We start from the raw sequence: 16,569 nt of genomic DNA on the forward strand, positions 1-16,569 counted from the left end.
AGAGACCCTTTCATTTTCTTTATCTTTTTCAGCCGTGTGTCAGCTCATGTAGCCGCAGCACATCGTCCACGGCTGTTTTAGCAGCCGCCTTGAAGGCCGCAACAACTTTGGGGAGATAATTCCCCTCTGCTGTTGCCGAAACCCACGGATCCTGTGTGGTTGAAATCAGGAAAGAGATCGCGGTTCCTTGCGTAGGGGCCAACCCGGCGCGTGCGCCGAAGGCATCCACAAAACTTTGTCCATAACTGGGCACATCAAAGGCAGAAGACGTCACAAACATCGGATTTTCCGGGACGGTGCCACCGTTGAAGGTGCTGATCGACAGAGCCTTGTAGATGGCGGTGTTCACGGCGTTCATGAGCGCAACATCCGTATTCCAGCCATCCGAGGTTTTGAAGTTCACCGCATAGGTGACAATATTCTGATCGGAGCCCAGTTCCTTGAACAAATCCAGCGCTTTTTGATCATTCAGCAGGAATGCGACCAGATCATTGTTTTCGCGGGGTACGAAATTCTCGCGGATGTAGGCCACCTCTTCGGCGCGTGCGTGATCGCCCCTGCCAGCCTTTTCACAGGGCAGCCGCTGGAAAGGGACCACCTTGATGTAATCGTCCGTGCCATCAAGCGAGACGAGCTCGGCATAAAGCCGTTTGGAGTTGAAGATACACTTGCCCAGCAATTTCCCATAGCCTGACTTATCCGGTCTGATCATGGCGTGGGAGAGATAAACACCGGCCGCCGCCGCTCCGGGTTTGGAGCCTTCGATTCCGTAAACGCCGACCGTGGGATCAACACCGCCGTGATAGACTACTGGCGCTGTAAAGGTGATCATGTCGCGCATGGCCCCGTTGCGATAGCAAAGCGCACCGGCGGGGTAGGGGATAAAGCCCGCCTTATGCGGATCAACGGTTTGCGTATCAGCGTGCGGAAAGGCGCGGTACTGGCGCATGACATAATCGCTCATGATCATGGCAGGCGTCTGTTCGAGGGCGCCGCCCTGATCGGGATCAATCGGTTCTTTGCTGTCGCGCAGCATCGAGGCAAAGTACCCGCCCCATGCCCCGTCCACGTGAAGCGAGAATTCCAGCCCCTTCCTGCGGAATTCATCGCGCAGTTCCACAATATCGGCCAGCGGATCTACGGCACTCTCTTCGGTTGAGCCGATGACGGCGACCACTTCGAGGATCGGGCGCTTGTTGTCCAGGCAGTCCTGCAAGGTTTCGCGCAGGTGATCCATGCGCATACGTCCGTCCTGATCAACGTGGATCCGCCACAATTGGTTGGCCCCCAGCCCGATTAGGGCCGCGCTTTTCGGCCATGAATAATGCGCGGTTGAAGGCGCAAGAACGACCGGCAGGTGCTGCGTGTCTTTTGCGATGAACCGTTGCTGGTACTCTGCAAGGCCAAGGTTCTGGACAGAGTATTTGTCCAGGGCCGCCTTGATCGCCTCGGGAGTGATCCCGAAATCCGATTGCAGGCGCGGGGACAGGGCGATGACGTCATCAAGTGCGACGTTCAGCAATTCCCAACAGTCCAGATCGAGCAGTTTGACCGAACGTCCGTCGGCGAGGGTGACTTTGACGTCCCTGCCGCCTGCCATATCGGGTTCATTGCGGATCGCCTCAGCCATGGTGATGGGCATGTATTTGAGGTTGCGCGCCGCCCACATGGATTCGCCATTCGCAACAGATCCGTCACAGGTGATATGCGCCCATGGTGTCAGCGCACCTTGGGCTATCTCCGCGTCGCTGGGCACGTGATAGCCCAGCATGCGCGCCAGATCCTTGCCGACCTCGATTTCAAGCAGGGTGGTGACCGGTGACGCTTCGGCGGCGACGTTGTTCTGGTTATAGAGCATCGCCGCAAAGTATCCGATGGCACCGGGCATCGTGATATCCCAATACATATGCGACTGGTTGCGATAGCTCGACAGCGGGATGGAGCCATGCAGCGCACCCAGCAGGTCATCCAGCTTGGTATCCAGCGTGGCGATGGTTTTGCGATAGTCGTCAGAGGCCTTGATCTCAGAGGTTACAAAGGGCGGATCGCGAAACTGCGCACCGTATTCGCGCCTTGCGTCGCAATGCGCGGCAATCGCCTTGGCGATGGATTTGTCCAGCACTTCCTGATTTTCGGCCAACGGGCCCAGAAACCAGCCAGCGAGGGATGTTGAGCCCTTGCTATTGTCGAGATCCATCCGCCCTTCGTCTTTCTCGCGGGCGTGAAAATCTGACAGTGTGGCGACGATATTGCGGTTTCTTTGATGACGGTCCATGGGAATCCCTTGATTGATATGTGTTTTGGAAAAGCGCGGCACACAGCCCCGAAACAAAGGGACCTCCGCTTAATTGGTCCCGGCACTCAATCACTTGCACAGGTGGTTCGATGTGCGCCAGCGCACGTCAGAACTAGTCTTCGGTATCCATTAAAGCATCGACATCATTAATCGTGATCACACCGCGTTTCGACATGATCACGCCGTCGCGGTTGAGCTTGGCAATGACACGGCTGACCGCCTCGCGGTTGGCCCCGATGAAATTCGAGATTACTTCGTGGGTTGGGGCATTGGTGATCACACCGCCGTTGACCAGCTGTTCCTGCTCCTGCGCCAGTTGCATCAGCCTCACGCGCACCCGCGTCTCGACGTTATGGACCACGAGCCCGAAGACCCGGTCATTCATGCGCCGCAAGCGTGTGCCAAGATCCGTGGCCAGATTGATCGCCAGTTGTGGATACATGCGCAGGAGAGCGAGGAAATCCCCGCCCTGAAGTCTACCCAAAACGCAGTCCGAGTGCGCAGAAATTGTAATTGAACGGGCATTGCCATCCAGAGAAGCCAGTTCCCCGAAATACCCTCCCTGAGCAATTTCGGTAAACAGGATTTCGCGCCCGCTTGCAGCCACGACCTGACCTATGACCGTCCCAGAGAGCAGGAAGTATGTTTCGGTTGTCTCGTCGCCGTGCATCATGATCAGCTTGCCACGCGGGATGTGCAAAACAGCCATCTTCTGGATGACCGCATCCAGCGCCTGCTGATCTATGTCACGCATCAGGCCACAGTGTTTCAATGAATACGCGGTCGCTTCGTCGACGGACATCTTTGCCCCAAAATTTATGGTGTCATGACCCTAGCTTTACATTGCACGAGAGCCAACCGGCAATAGAGAGCAAAATTGTCGGAAAATGTGTCCGTCCGCACATCAGAGTGACACGCCACACCCTAAAACAGCGGAGCCGAACGGCAGTTTGACTGACCCTTGGCGCAATTGTTTTGAAAAATGAAAGGATTTTAAAATGTGTATTAAAGTTGGATTTACAGCAGGTTGTACTTTTGGCGACGTTGCAGAAGCGACCAAAGCTGCAACCGCAGCAGCACCCGTGGCGGCTTCTGATGACTGTGTCAGCATCGCGTTTACCGCCGGCTGCACCTTTGGCGATATCGCCGAAGCACAGGCCGCTGCGAAGCCCCATCTTGACGCATTTGGCAGCACACAATTGGGCTGCGGCAGCGTGCTCTTCACAGCAGTTTGTAGCGTTTGAATTAGGAGGCAGCGTGTCCCGCGCTGCCTTCAACAAGACTTTTCAGTACTTTCAATGAGGAACCTGTGGAACCTATCGCTCGCAACATTATCCAGACGCTTCGTGCACGAGGGCTGGTGTCGCAGCGTGATCTTGTCGATGGCTCAAGTGTGTTGTTTATGGGCCGCCAACGTAATCGTTTCTTTGTCTTCAAGCAGCTCCACGGTTCCTCATTTTTTATCAAACAAGCGCACGAAGGCGAGCCCGGAACGGTTCAATCCGTCACACTTGAAGCGCAGATTTATCAAGCGATCGCGAGGACTAGTGCATTCCGGCATTTACAAAGCGTGATGCCGCAACCTCTGCACTTTGACCCCGATAGCGCGACAATGACCCTTGCCCTGATCAAGGATGCCGAAGACCTTGGCGCGCGGGCGCGGCGTATGGGCCACAACAGCCTTGAACACATTGTCCAGATGGGACGGATCGCAGCGCAATACCATGGCGTTCCGCAAACGGCGATCGACGCACTTGATGTGGAATTCACCGTCAGGCCGCACTGGATTTTTCGGCTGGAAGAAACCCCGAGTCCACTGACATCCTTGCGTGGCCGCAGCCCTGCCAGTGCCGCGTTTATTGATGCAATTCGCGCGAACCCGGAATTGAAAGCCACCCTGAAATGGTGTCGTGACCATTGGGTCGCAAATACTTTGATCCACGGGGATTTCAAACTTGAGAATTTTCTTATTGAGTCAACCGATTCAGATCAAAAACTGCGTTTGATTGATTGGGAACGTGCTGATCTGGGCGATCCTGCCTGGGATGTGGGGTGCGGGCTTGGCGCCTTTGTGATCCACTATACCATGCAGCAAGACCCGGATGCCTTGGATACCGCCTTGCCCGAGATGCGCGCGTTTTGGGCCGCTTACAGTGCGGCTTCTGAGAGGCACGATGCCGCCTTTCTTGATAAATGCATCGCGATGATGGCGGCCCGCCTTTTGGTGGCGGGCTATGAATATTGCTTTGCGCAGGACAGCTTGCCTGACATGTCGCAGACCCTGATGCAGATTGCGCGGCGCATGACGACGCGGGAAGGACAAAGAATAGTTTGCGCCGGTCTGGCTGCGCCGTGCATGCAGGCCGCGTCATGAGACCGCTTTTGGATTTTGTGGCAAAGGTGGCGATTGATGCGCAGGATCAGATCACCTTTCGCGGGTGGCCCGCGCAGCCGCCCAGCCAGCCGGATGCGCCGTTCGCGCAACAGTTGACCGAGTTTGTTTACAAGTATTTATATACGCATCCCGGCGGCAATATCGGCGAGGCATTCGGTGATGGCGCACCGAGTGCGGCGCTGATCGCTGACATCTCTACCGCAAATGATACTACAGCGAAGGTAGAGGACGGGTGGGTCGTGCGCAGCCTGCTGTCCGAAGGAGCGGTCATCGCGGAACGCTATGGCAAGGTCTGCAAGTTCATATCCGGCCAGTTTCTGGCGGCCCCTGATGCGGCCCCTGTGCGGCCCGGGTCCGAGATTGTTGTGACCCATCTGGCCGGGTCCAAAACCGTGCAGCCGGGGTTTTTTCACATCTTCGGTCAGTCACAGTTGGATGCCGCCGAAGAGGTCAAGAATATCCGCCTTTATTTCAATTTGATCGGGCCCGGCGCTGCTGCACCTGTTGCCGGTCTGGTTTCGCAGGTGCTGAACCGCTATCTGGTGCCGTTCAGGTACAAGACAGCGACGCGGATTTGCGATTATTCACGGGCGGACACGGCGGTGCTCTATATTCCGGAGCGCGCATTCACGGTGGCTGCCATGGCGCTGGCCACGCAGATGCCGCAACTTGCGCTTTACCTCGATGATGCGGTTCCGGCTTTTACCATGCGGGTTGGCAATGGGCTCGGACTGGCGGAAGATATGCCGGATGCCGGCAGCTTTGGCGCAGCACGCTGCAAACTGGTTGCGCAGGCGATGATGCAGGCGCGCGCGGAAAACCACATCGTTCCAGAGGCGTTTCAGGCGGCGTTTGAGGCCGTTTGCAGGTCGGAAAATCTGGATATTGACAGATTGCACCTGAATGCTGGGTCTGTCGCCTGCTATCGGCTTTGCGCGCAACCTGCGGCCCATGCAGCATGACTGACGCGCAGCTTAAGGACATGGCATTGCAGATCGGTCGCATGCTGGCGCGCGATGCGATTTGGGACGACAGGCGGTGCAACTGGCTTGGCCCTGCCAATGACATTTTTTGGGGGACCACGATGGCGGGTTATGGCATGCTTGGCCCCAGCGTTTATGACGGAACAGCGGGCATCGCACTGTTTCTGGCGCATCTGGGAAAGCTGACCGATGACACAGTGGTACAGCAGACGGCGCTTGGCGCGATCAATCATGCCGTTTCGCGATACAGGGATTGCCCCGCCAGTGTTTCCCTATCGTTTTACACCGGACATGTCGGGATCGGCTACGCTGCCATCGTGATCGGGCAGATGACAGGGGCGCCGTCTTTAATCACCCAAGGCAAGGAGATCCTGCTGGACGCACTTCACACCGATACTGCGGGCAGATGTATTCTGGATGTGATGCTGGGCGTTGCTGCGTCTATCCCCGCAATCATCGCGGTGCAGGATGTGCTGGGTCGCGACCGCATTGAAAGGCCGCTGTTGGTGTGGGGTGAAAAAATCCTCGGACATGCTGTTGAGGGCAAGGGTGGTCTGTCATGGGATACCACCGCTGAAATGCGCACCAATGCGCGTGAGGCCGCTTGGCTGCAACCAGACGCGCCCGTGCCGCCAAACCTTTTGGGCTATGGGCATGGGGCCAGCGGTATCGGATTGGCGTTGCTGGCGCTTGGCACAGCCTTTGATCAGGATCAGTTTACGGTGGCAGGAAAACGGGCGTTTGCCTATGAGGAGGCCTGGTTTGACCCCATCCGCGGGTGCTGGCCCGATTTGCGCTATCATGGGCAGGCAGAGGCAAAGGGCCGAACCGAAGTTGCGTGGTGCCACGGGGCAACCGGCATCGGCCTTGCACGGCTGCGCGCGCATGCGCTGACCGGTGATCCTGCATTCTTGGAACAGGCCAGGACAGCCGCAGAACTTACAAAGAAGACGCTGCTGACTCGGTTAACACCAAAGACAAACCTGTGCCTGTGTCATGGTGTCGGCAGCGATATCGAGCTTTTGATGCACCCAAAAGCGGCGGAAACTGTTGAGAGTGGTGACGTTTTGCAAGCGGTGCAGGAGTTCATTCAGGTGTCCTATCTGGATAGCGGGCGACCGCTGCCATACGGCGGCGGCAACAAACACCAGCCACCAGGCCTGATGCTGGGGTTGGCAGGGACGGGATATGCCCTGCTGCGTTTCATGAAGGCTGATCGGCCGCCGTCATTGGTCTGTATAGGAGCAGGCTGACGACATCATTCCGGGAAATATGACAGAAAATTCTTCTTTGCCCTGCGCAGTAGTCGCAGCGTTGGTGAGATCGGCCACCTGCCCGCCGAAGGTCGCATAGTCGGCAACCGCATCCAGCAGGTTCGCTTGACCTTCAATGTCGGTCTTCGAGGCATTGTTGACGGCATAGTACTCCTCATCCGACTGCCCGGGCTGCTGCTCTGGCGCGCCCTCCTGCAGCCCCGCAAAGACCGACTGCGCGATGCCTGCCGCCGCCCCTGAGGCACAGTTGCCATCCAGCGCCTCGGCGGCAACGCAGCCCACAGCCCCGTGAAGCAGCGCGTGCGGCAGGCTGCCTTCGGTATAAAGACCGTCCGAGACACCCTCCCCAACCCCGTGCTGCAGGTCGGCCATGGTGAGATGTCCTGCGCCCGCCGTGCTTATCAGCGTGAGCAGCCAGATCAGGCAGTGGGTGAGGAATAGCCGGGCGGTGGTCATGGGAGGAGATTGGCACAAGGGTTAGGGGATGGATAGCCTGCTGTGTTGATGGTCGTGGCCACTCTTGTAGCGGGCGGCGGTTCGTTTTATTTCGCCAAGGCAAACATCAAGGCGGAAGATTTCAACCGGTCTGTCCAACTCATTAGCCAAGACGAGAACTCCGGCTGGTGCGACTTAGCAAACGGACATGTCGTCAACGCACATGATGGATCAAAGCATTGTGCTATTCATATGCCGGATTACGTGAAACCCGAGGGCGACAAATGAACTACGATTTCAAAGATACCAGCAAATTCCTTAGCTACATCCTCCGCCACAAGCCGGATGCCATAGGCCTCACCCTCGATCCCGAAGGATGGGCCAACATCGAGGAACTGATCGCCAAAGCCGATATTTCACTCGACCGCGACACGCTGCGCAAAGTCGTCGCAACCAGCGACAAGAAGCGCTTCGCCATCTCCGCTGACGGCCTATCCATCCGCGCCAACCAAGGGCATTCTATCGCCGTCAATCTTGGCCTTGAACCGGCAGAGCCGCCGGAACTTCTCTACCACGGGACGGCAACCAGATTCCTCGAAAGCATCAAGGTACAAGGCCTGCTCCCACAGAATCGCCAGTACGTGCATTTGTCAGCAGATCACGACACCGCCGTCAGCGTCGGGCAACGCCACGGCAAACCGGTCGTCCTAACCATCCCGGCCCTTCAGATGCACCACCAAGGCCACCAGTTTTTCCAAGCCAAAAATGGCGTCTGGTTGACGGAAAGGGTACTAGCGGGCGCTATTTCAGATTAAAAAATGTGCCGCAACTCTCGCAGAGTATGGCCGTGTCATACTCATGCAGAGGCTTGTTAGCCTCATAACAGTTCGGACAAAAGAAATACCCGTCAGACACATCTGCTGCCACTGGATACGAAGGATCAGCCTCAATCCTATCATATGGCGGTTCCCCAATCCCACTCTCGCTCTTGGCCGCGGCAAGCCAAGCAACAAAATCGGAATAAGAAGCGCTCCGACTTGTGTCACCGTAATGAACGACAACAACAGGCGGGTTGCCTGAACGATCGTTGCCATCAAAAAATGCGCCCCATTCACCATCCCTCGCAAATGGTATCGGGTCTATGTCAGCTAATGCACTCCTGCCCGTGCTTTTACGAGACAAACGAAACTCCCATTCCATGGGACCATGCTCATCGTAATCGATAAAACGCCAAACAAATTGAAGCGGATAGAGCATACCCTGTGAGTGTTCCAAGTATCCCTCTGGATACCTGAAGCCATCAGGTAACACGGTCTCCGGATATGGCGTGAAAGAACGCTGTGGCGAGAATGCAACCGGTAACGACATCACTCGACAACAACGGGGTCATAGATTGAACCATTTGGGAACCGTTCTGCCCAATCAGAAGGAGCCCCGCGCATTTCGCCCTGACGACCAATCCGCAAGTCCAGAGCCTCCCCCCAAGTCGAAGGTGCAGGCTGACCGGTGACCGTGAACTCCCTCACCTGATCAGGTGTAAGAGGATCACTAGCGTACCTAGCAGTAACTGGGACCTCGATCCCAGCACGTCGCGCTGCCAAAAGTCTTCGATTATCCATGCTCGTCGGCACACCATCCCCAGAGATCACATTCAGCGGCTCACCCTGCCAACCATTTTGGCGCATCGAATCTTCCAACTCATCAATCGTTAGACCATCTCTGTTTCTACCAGAAACCGTCGCCTGCGAGAATGACACTTCTGTTGGGTCCAGTGTTCTATTTGGGGCATCCGCAACCCGCACCACGTCTCCTGCATCGGTCACGACCTCCACGCCTTCATCGGTGGTACGCACCGTCGCGGGGACGGTGTCGTCGCCCATACGCAGCAGCACGCGGCGGCCGTTCTGGAGCATGTCGCCCGCAGCGCCGAGCGCTTCGACCGATACAGCCGCGCACGTGAGCGCATCGCCCGTCATGGCGCAATCATTGGCCGCGATGACGCCGCCTACGCCGGGCAAATCCCGCAGAAGGTCGACAAACGCCTCATCGGCCTGGATTTCATTGGCCACAGCAATCATGCAAGCGGCGTCCTGACCACACTGCTGCAGGATCGTTTCCGCGTTGGCGACGTTCAGCGCGGCCCGCGCAAGCGCCCAATCCTGAGGTCCAAGAGTTGGTCCAACTGTACCGCCATTGGCACCGAGCACGGCCAACAAGCCGACATCTACCCCGGCGTTTCTCTGCAAGGCGCTTCCAATGATCTGGCGCGCGGCCTGATCAGTTCCGATGGCTTCGCGGAATGCATCCAGTCCCGCGACCGCCGCCAAATGCTCCTCCACGCACGCCTGTGTAAGACAACTGGCGAGCGCTTCATCATTTGCCAGCGAGCGTGCGAGCATCTCGTCACGGATGCTGAAAAGCTCTTCTTCCGTGCAGGCACCATCGGCGCGGCATTCCGCGAGGCGGTCTGCCAGCACGGCAAGATCGGTATGCCCGAGATAGTTATTCAGCGCGCCCGACTGCGCGATGCTGGCGGCGTTGCTGACGTTGACCGCTTGCCCGCCCGAGGTCGTGTAGCCGACAACGGCCCCCAGCAGATTTTCCTGCGCGGCGACGTCGTTCGTCCAGGCGTTGTATACGGCGAAATATTCGTCATCCGACTGCCCGGGCAGCCGTTCTGGCGCGCCCTCCTGCAGACCCGCAAAGACCGATTGCGCGATGCCCCCCTGCAGATCGGCCACGACAAGATGACCCGCCCCCGCTGGGCTGGCGAGCGTGAGCAGCCAGATCAGGCAGTTGGCAAGGAAGAGGCGGGCGGTGGTCATGGGGTCAGAGTGGCATGATGCGGGACGCATGGCCATACTGATGGCGTCATTGGCAATCCGCACTACGCCAGCTATGGCGTCAGTCTGAACCATGCACACGAAGACCAACAGGATGTGGTCGAACGGGTAACTATCCAACTCGAGCTGATGATTGTGGCACGGGAGTTGGAGAGTTGACTTTAGTTCGGTTCGTTTATTCTAAGGCGTACTCTATGTACGAGCTTTCCTCTATCGTTCCTATACTACTGTCAAAATCTAAGAAATACTTGTGCCCAGTCTCCGTGACTTCCGCCTCAATTTTCTTTCCCAAGATCAGTGTAACCCCACGAACGCTACATCTTGTATTTCTTTCTGGGAAATATAGCGTTTGACCTACACATAGTTTTTGATCCTCCGCCCACACGAGATAACGTCCATCCAACTTGTCGGCAGACTGTATATGTTCATCTGACAGAAAATATAGTTTTGAAAGGCCCATCGCTCCCATCAATTTGACCCCGTAATTTCCAAAAACTGTTGAATTTGTGACGGTGTAAGTGGTGTGGTTCCACTACTTTGCAGATTTTGCAGTACAGTGTTTAGGCCACCTGCTCCTGTTGATGTTGGCACATCGATTCCAATCTGATTCAAAGCATTAATTGCGTCCTCAACTGATATGGTATTGATCGCAGAGTTTGCTGCCTGCGAGGGGCTCACTCCATCAAGTATAACTTCAAAATCTTGTGAAAGATAACCAGGATAAATATCATCCGCAATGTTCGGATCAATAACCTGAACAACGCCATCTCCGCCAAATGTGGCACAAGCATTTTGGGCGTAGCACACTGCGACTAATGGATCTGACGACGTAGGTGTAACACCAGCTGCCTGAGTACCAACACTACCCTCAAAGCCTTCCGTTGTACCTCTAAATACAACATCGTCTGCATTATCTGGGGCATCAGGAAGCCATGTCAACGTCTTGACCGTCACACCGGCAGTCCCGCCGCTGACGACTGTCACACTCGCACCGGCCGCGAGGTCACCCAGGATCTCGGCAGCGCCTTGCCAATCGCCTTCAGCTTCAAGCCGTGCGGCCTCGGCAAGTTGCGCGTCGATAGCCTCAAAGCCCGCCTCGATTGCGCCAACGGGATCCGTGATCGTGTCCCTGATCTCGGCCGCCAGAAGCGCAAGTTGCATGCGGGCGGTCTCGTCACCGGCAATCGCATTGGCAGTGACCTCAGCCAGTGCGACCGCGCCCGTCGCCGCATCAATCGGCATGGCTGCCAGTGCATCCAGATAGGCGTTGCGGACGAAGGCCTGACGGTAGCTCCCGTAGAGGCTGGAGACAGAATCGCCGCTCAAAGCAAGTTCGGCCAGGCTTCCGGGGTGCAAAGCCGCCTCTGTGCCATAGACCGCGACATAGCTATCGACAACAGCCTGAAGCTGCTGCAATTCCAAGGCGCAGGCCGCAGAATAAAGATCACGGCAGGCAGACTGAAGCGCCTCATCTCGCGCAAAATCGAGTGCCTGCAACGCCATGTAGGTGTCAAGCAAGGCCGCAATCTCAGCCTCGGAACATGCGCCACTCGCATGACACTCTGCCAGCGCGTCGGCAGCCTCGCGCCGCGCCACAGCTTCAGTATGCCCGAGATAGTTATTCAGCGCGCCCGACTGCGCGATGTTCGCAGCGTTGCTGACGTTGACCGCCTGCCCGCCGGAGGTCGTGTAGCCCACCACGGCCCCCAAGAGGTTGGCCTGCCCCGCCACGTCGCTTTTCCAGGCGTTGTAGACGGCAGCATAGTCGTCATCAGACTGCCCGGGCAGCCGCTCCGGCGCGCCCTCTTGCAACCCCGCAAAGATGGACTGCGCGATGCCTGCCGCGGCACCGGATGCGCAGTTGCCGCCCAGTCCCTCTGCCGCCGCACAGCCCACCGCGCCGTGCAGCAGCGCGTGGGGGACGCTGCCTTCGGTATAAAGCCCGTCCTTGACCCCGTCACCAACACCCGTCTGCAAGTCAGCCATGACCATGTTGACAGCAGAGGCTTTCAAGCTGCTCTCGAAGCTATCGAGGAAATCGGTTTCATAGACCGCCGAACTGAGCCCCGCAGTGATCGATGCATCAATTCCGTGCTCGACCAGAGTTGCAAAGGTCAGGTTGTCACCAAAACCGATGGATTCCTCGGCCCAGGCCATCCCCTCCCAGTCACCGCCAAGTTGCTCAAGGTTAACCCCTGACGTCAGGCCAGCGGACAGCGCAGAGAAGCTCGCCTGTCCGACGATGGCGGAGAGGTCGTATTCGCCTGAGACGACACCGGCGACGGATTCAACCGTGAAGGTTGATGCAAAGGAGGTTGTCGCCGCGTTGACCGCAGCGGCCATACTGCCGCTGAGGCCGAGGTTGGTGCCCAGTTGCAAGAACTGCAGCCCGGACATCCCCTGCGTCACCACAATCGTCACCAGCGCCTTGAACGCCGGGTTCAGCGCCTGTTGCCGGTCGTAGAAGTGGTAGCTGACCAGCTCGATCGGTTCGTTGATCGTGTCGTCGCGCCCCAGCACGCCGTCAAGATAAGCGTATTCCGCCCCATCTGCGCCGGTGGGCAGCGCGACCTGGGTGACAAGGAATGCGCCCTCTTCGGACCAGTCACCCCCGTCGCGCCAGTGGCTGTCACCGGCAGTTTCGGTTCCACCGGTTTCATTGGTTTGGGCATCCTCGCCCGTGCCGAAATAGGCATTGGCAAGGTTCGACCGTCCATTCTCACCGACCGCGGCCCAGACCGCCGGATGCGCGCTATCGAAGAGCGCATCGCGGACACCGGCCAGTACGATCTGCGAATCCGGGTCCAGATTGACGCCACCCGCCGCAGTGATCTTATTGAAGACAACGCTCTCGCCGATGTCCTCTACCGTGGTGTCGGTCATGATGATGCCGTTGTCACGATGGGTCTGTGTGAACTGGTAGTCCTGATTGACAGCAGCGAGCAGGTAGGTTGTGCCGCTGACTTGTGTCACGAACTGCCCGCCCGCGCTGAAGTCCACTGCCATAAGTGTCAGATCACCGCCGGAATTGAGTGCGATATCACCTGCCGTGTCGGCAAAAACACCCCGGACCAAGGAATGGGCGTTATTGCTGCTGGATGAGTTATTGATAAGTCCGAACAGCGTCGACCTGGATCTGGTTTTTGTCTCGGCAAAAAGATCAAAGGGCGCGTCAAATACGGAGCTCTCATTGACCGACACCATGGCCAGTTGCCCGGGTGTCAGATCACTGTCGGGCACGCCAGGGACGCTAAAGCGGCTGCCTGCAACATAGATGTTTGTATCAGCGACACCGGTGATCGACGCGCCCTCGATCGTTGTGACTTGATGGGTCAGTCGGGTGGTTGTCTCGGTGCGGGTCTTGGTACGGAATAGGTTCCGGCTGCGCGTGCGATAATCGCGGAAATAGAAGTCCCCGACCGCAGTGAGCAAGAGATCCCCGCCCTGCGCGATCATTCCCACATTTCCGCTTGCAGTCAGGTTTGCGCCTTCCAGCACGATGTCGTTCTGGCCCGCCGCATTACCCGACGACAGCAGCATGATGTCGCCGCCTGCGGTCAGGCTGGTGGTCAGATGGTCCACACGCTCGACATAATTCCGGTTCGATCCGGTCCGGTCGCCCTTGGCCGAAGCAAGCCGCAGCGCGCCAATCGTGATGTCGCCGCCTGCCAGAAGCGAGATGTTATCACCCGCCGCGATCTGCGCCCCTGCGGTCGTGATCGCATCCCGGGCGGTCAGGACAATCGTGTTATCCGCTACAAGCGAAGCGGCAGGAACGGCGATATCCTCGCGGTCGGTTCGATCTCTGCGCTCGGTCACAAGCGTCTGCGCACCGGTCACGATCTCGATATTATTGCCGACGATGGCGATGTCTTCGGCGGAAATCGTGCCTCCCGTTGACCGGAAGGTTTCGCTGACAACGATGCTTAATCCATCGGTCGCGCGGATATTGCCGGAATTGTCGAAGTTGCGCGTGCGCACGTCCACCGTGCGCCCCGTGATCATCGCGCCGCTCAACCCCGCAAAGCGGATTTCCGGGTTGGCCAAATAGACCTTCGGCGCCAATACGCGCTCACCGTCAATGACGGTTTCTTCTAGCCAGATAATGTCGGTGGTCAGCGCCCCGATCTGATCCGGTGTCAGGGCCACACCCGGGGTCAGGTCAAGGTTCTCAAGCTCATTGATCGCATTGTTGTACATCGCCTCGATCTGGGCGCGCTCATCGATGCCGGTGGTCAGGATCAGCTGACCCAGCAGTTCCTGCAGCTGTTTGCGGATGAACAGCGCTTCGGCGTAGGCATCACCGAAACGGCGCAGTTCGGGATCATATTCAATCGCCTGCAGGAAGTAGTCTGAGGAAACGAACAGATCGAGATCGACAAACTCTGGACGGGTTTCCACCAGAAATTCTGCGTCAGGGTCCTGATTGACCACCAGAAGGTCTGGATTACCGATAGACCCGATGCTGATGGCGCTCAGGTCGGTATTTGACGGTCCCGCGCGGTCGTTGGTAACGGCTGTCAGCGCACCATTCTGAATGTAGCCTTCAATCTCGGTCAGATCGAGATTGCCACCGGCCTCGATGACGCCGAAATCCGCGCCGATGAATTCAGCTGTGCCGCCGGCGTTGCGGAAATAATTCCTGCCGACGTTGTTCAGCGTGTCCGCCGCGATGGTGATATCGCCAAAGGCCGAAATGCTGCTGAAGGCGTTGGTAACCTCATCCGCATTGATCGTGATGTTGCCCGCCGATAGGATCTGCGAGCGGTCGCTTTCATATTCAAACTCGCCCGATAGCGCGATTTCTTCGTAGCAGGTCTGCCGATCGCATTCTTCCCCAGCACCGATGGTCCCGTCTGTCCCGATGCCAGCGCCGAGGATGACAGCTTCTGCGCGGCTGTTATTGACCGCATCCGCCGCGATGCTGATATTTCCGCTGATGGTCTCAACCACACCGCCGTTCTGGTTGTTGAAGGCACCAGCGCGGGCATTGACATCGCCACGCACGGAAATGCCGTTGTTCGAGATGATCGTGCCACCGTTGTTGATGATCGCCGCATCACTGCGCAGGGTCAGGCCGGAATCCCCGAACATCAGCCCTTCATTCGTCAGACCAATGCCAGCCGCAACCAGCAAACTGCCATCGGTCGCGGCAAGCGTGCCCTGGTTCAGAAGGCTCTCAGCGTCAATATCCAGCGTATGGACCGAGGTGACATCAGCGCCGCTGGCAATGCGCAAAGCGCCTGCGATATCCAAATCGAAACGGGTTGCGGTCAATTCGGCATCAGCGCCGACATCCAGATCGCCACCAACTGTTAAGAGAGCTGCACTATCGGCCACCAGCGTGGCGTTAGCCGCAAGCACCAGATCGTCGGCGCTGGTCACGGAGACCTCTTGCGCTGCGACCGTGCCCTCGACCACGACCTCTTGCGTGCTGCGGGCAGTGACATTCTGGCTGGCGCTGGCGTTGTTCATCACCAGGCGGCCGTCGGCGGTGATCATCATGCCACCGGCATTGGCCGCCATATCGCGCGGGGCGCGGACGCCCACGCCATCTTCGGTCGAGGTGATGGTGATCGCATTGGCAAACATCCCGCCCAAAGCGGTCGAGTCGATGGCCAATGCCGGTGCTGTAGAGCCATCACTGGCCTTCTCGGTCACTTCACCGGTTGCATAAAGCACGTCGTTGCGGCCTGCCACGATACGGATGCGCTGGCCGCTGACCACGCCACCGACTGTGATTTGACGTGACAGCAGATCAAACGTTGTGGTGTCCGAGGCATCCAGCCCGCCTGCGCCAATCGCCACCGCGCCGCCATCGACCGAAAAACCGGTGAACGTATCACCGTCAAAACTGGGTGTGCCGGTGGTGATCGTCAGGCGGCTGGTGTTGATGAACCCGCAGCCGTCGCACGTGATCCCGTTAGGGTTAGCGACGACGACATCTGCCTGCTGGCCGCCGACCTCAAGAAAGCCGTTCAGCAGCGAAGGGTTGGTCGAAGTAACCTCGTTCAGGATAATCCCCGCGGCCCCCCCCGCAAGATTGCTGTTGCCCTGCACGATCCCGCCCAACTGGGTCGTTGCCGTATTTGTGTCCACGTTGTTCAGGATCGCACCGCCGGGTCCGACACCAAACTCGGTGTAGGTGTTGTGCGACACGCCATTGCCATCCGGCGTGTTGATCATCACCATCGGCAGGCCATTCGCCGTATCGATCACCTGCGGCCCGTTGCCATCGGCCACAATCGACTGCGCCAGCACCGGCTGAACCGTGACCAGCCCAATGCAAAGCGCCGACACGGCGTTTCTGAGATATGGTCCAACCTTGCGTGTCATAGCTATT

At 57.8% G+C, this 16,569-nt stretch carries 12 protein-coding genes; 6 read left to right on the top strand and 6 right to left on the bottom strand.

Features of this window, described 5'->3' with window-relative positions:
- Window positions 1-28: 28 nt before the first annotated feature.
- Together SJY29_RS11545 and SJY29_RS11550 are read right to left on the bottom strand one after the other, a co-directional pair.
- Entirely contained in the window at window positions 29-2,275 is a 2,247-nt protein-coding gene (locus tag SJY29_RS11545; RefSeq protein ID WP_400083086.1) for a pyridoxal phosphate-dependent decarboxylase family protein, read from the bottom strand.
- 133 nt (window positions 2,276-2,408) lie between these two features.
- The gene (locus SJY29_RS11550) at window positions 2,409-3,050 is read right to left on the bottom strand and encodes a Crp/Fnr family transcriptional regulator (protein WP_400083089.1); all 642 of its coding nucleotides are present in this window, start codon (window positions 3,048-3,050) and stop codon (window positions 2,409-2,411) included.
- Window positions 3,051-3,294: 244 nt separating this feature from the next.
- Here SJY29_RS11550 and SJY29_RS11555 point away from each other — a divergent pair, with 244 nt between their 5' ends.
- The 4 genes from SJY29_RS11555 to SJY29_RS11570 all read left to right on the top strand — a co-directional run bounded on the left by SJY29_RS11555 (window position 3,295) and on the right by SJY29_RS11570 (window position 6,927).
- The gene (locus SJY29_RS11555) at window positions 3,295-3,540 is read left to right on the top strand and encodes a hypothetical protein (RefSeq protein WP_110278361.1); all 246 of its coding nucleotides are present in this window, start codon (window positions 3,295-3,297) and stop codon (window positions 3,538-3,540) included.
- 65 nt (window positions 3,541-3,605) lie between these two features.
- Window positions 3,606-4,670 (top strand): phosphotransferase family protein, encoded by a 1,065-nt coding sequence (locus tag SJY29_RS11560; RefSeq protein WP_400083092.1) that lies wholly within the window; start codon window positions 3,606-3,608, stop codon window positions 4,668-4,670.
- A complete protein-coding gene (locus tag SJY29_RS11565; protein WP_400083095.1) occupies window positions 4,667-5,653 on the top strand; it encodes a T3SS effector HopA1 family protein in 987 nt (328 codons plus the stop codon). Before SJY29_RS11560 ends, SJY29_RS11565 begins: the two co-directional genes overlap by 4 nt.
- The gene (locus tag SJY29_RS11570; protein ID WP_400083099.1) at window positions 5,650-6,927 is read left to right on the top strand and encodes a lanthionine synthetase LanC family protein; all 1,278 of its coding nucleotides are present in this window, start codon (window positions 5,650-5,652) and stop codon (window positions 6,925-6,927) included. The genes SJY29_RS11565 and SJY29_RS11570 overlap by 4 nt, the downstream gene beginning before the upstream one ends.
- Here the strand turns inward: SJY29_RS11570 and SJY29_RS11575 are convergent.
- Window positions 6,901-7,320, bottom strand: a complete 420-nt coding sequence (locus SJY29_RS11575) for a hypothetical protein (protein ID WP_400083102.1) — start codon at window positions 7,318-7,320, stop codon at window positions 6,901-6,903. The genes SJY29_RS11570 and SJY29_RS11575 overlap by 27 nt on opposite strands.
- Window positions 7,321-7,452: 132 nt before the next feature.
- On the opposite strand from SJY29_RS11575, the gene SJY29_RS11580 reads away from it, so the two are divergent.
- Both SJY29_RS11580 and SJY29_RS11585 read left to right on the top strand, forming a co-directional pair.
- Window positions 7,453-7,671: a hypothetical protein gene (locus tag SJY29_RS11580; RefSeq protein ID WP_400088916.1), complete on the top strand. Its 219-nt coding sequence runs from the start codon at window positions 7,453-7,455 to the stop codon at window positions 7,669-7,671.
- Window positions 7,668-8,198 (top strand): RNA 2'-phosphotransferase, encoded by a 531-nt coding sequence (locus SJY29_RS11585; protein ID WP_400083105.1) that lies wholly within the window; start codon window positions 7,668-7,670, stop codon window positions 8,196-8,198. The genes SJY29_RS11580 and SJY29_RS11585 overlap by 4 nt, the downstream gene beginning before the upstream one ends.
- Here the strand turns inward: SJY29_RS11585 and SJY29_RS11590 are convergent.
- From SJY29_RS11590 to SJY29_RS11600, 3 genes are all read right to left on the bottom strand, one after another.
- Window positions 8,185-8,640: a hypothetical protein gene (locus tag SJY29_RS11590; RefSeq protein ID WP_400083108.1), complete on the bottom strand. Its 456-nt coding sequence runs from the start codon at window positions 8,638-8,640 to the stop codon at window positions 8,185-8,187. The two genes, SJY29_RS11585 and SJY29_RS11590, sit on opposite strands and share 14 nt — an antisense overlap.
- Before the next feature lie 110 nt (window positions 8,641-8,750).
- Complete coding sequence (locus SJY29_RS11595; RefSeq protein ID WP_400083111.1) at window positions 8,751-10,208, bottom strand: hypothetical protein; 1,458 nt, start codon at window positions 10,206-10,208, stop codon at window positions 8,751-8,753.
- Window positions 10,209-10,694: 486 nt separating this feature from the next.
- Window positions 10,695-16,562, bottom strand: a complete 5,868-nt coding sequence (locus SJY29_RS11600; RefSeq protein ID WP_400083114.1) for a filamentous hemagglutinin N-terminal domain-containing protein — start codon at window positions 16,560-16,562, stop codon at window positions 10,695-10,697.
- Window positions 16,563-16,569: the final 7 nt, after the last annotated feature.

The sequence above is a fragment of the Yoonia sp. R78084 genome (assembly GCF_044595625.1).
Classification (GTDB): domain Bacteria; phylum Pseudomonadota; class Alphaproteobacteria; order Rhodobacterales; family Rhodobacteraceae; genus Yoonia.

Bases quoted from the DNA above. Each gene is read 5' to 3' on its own strand.
- SJY29_RS11545 (WP_400083086.1), bottom strand. From the start codon at position 2,275: ATGGACCGTCATCAAAGAAACCGCAATATCGTCGCCACACTGTCAGAT.
- SJY29_RS11550 (WP_400083089.1), bottom strand. From the start codon at position 3,050: ATGCGTGACATAGATCAGCAGGCGCTGGATGCGGTCATCCAGAAGATG.
- SJY29_RS11555 (WP_110278361.1), top strand. From the start codon at position 3,295: ATGTGTATTAAAGTTGGATTTACAGCAGGTTGTACTTTTGGCGACGTT.
- SJY29_RS11565 (WP_400083095.1), top strand. From the start codon at position 4,667: ATGAGACCGCTTTTGGATTTTGTGGCAAAGGTGGCGATTGATGCGCAG.
- SJY29_RS11570 (WP_400083099.1), top strand. From the start codon at position 5,650: ATGACTGACGCGCAGCTTAAGGACATGGCATTGCAGATCGGTCGCATG.
- SJY29_RS11575 (WP_400083102.1), bottom strand. From the start codon at position 7,320: ATGGCCGACCTGCAGCACGGGGTTGGGGAGGGTGTCTCGGACGGTCTT.
- SJY29_RS11580 (WP_400088916.1), top strand. From the start codon at position 7,453: ATGGTCGTGGCCACTCTTGTAGCGGGCGGCGGTTCGTTTTATTTCGCC.
- SJY29_RS11585 (WP_400083105.1), top strand. From the start codon at position 7,668: ATGAACTACGATTTCAAAGATACCAGCAAATTCCTTAGCTACATCCTC.
- SJY29_RS11590 (WP_400083108.1), bottom strand. From the start codon at position 8,640: ATGCTCTATCCGCTTCAATTTGTTTGGCGTTTTATCGATTACGATGAG.
- SJY29_RS11595 (WP_400083111.1), bottom strand. From the start codon at position 10,208: ATGACCACCGCCCGCCTCTTCCTTGCCAACTGCCTGATCTGGCTGCTC.
- SJY29_RS11600 (WP_400083114.1), bottom strand. From the start codon at position 16,562: ATGACACGCAAGGTTGGACCATATCTCAGAAACGCCGTGTCGGCGCTT.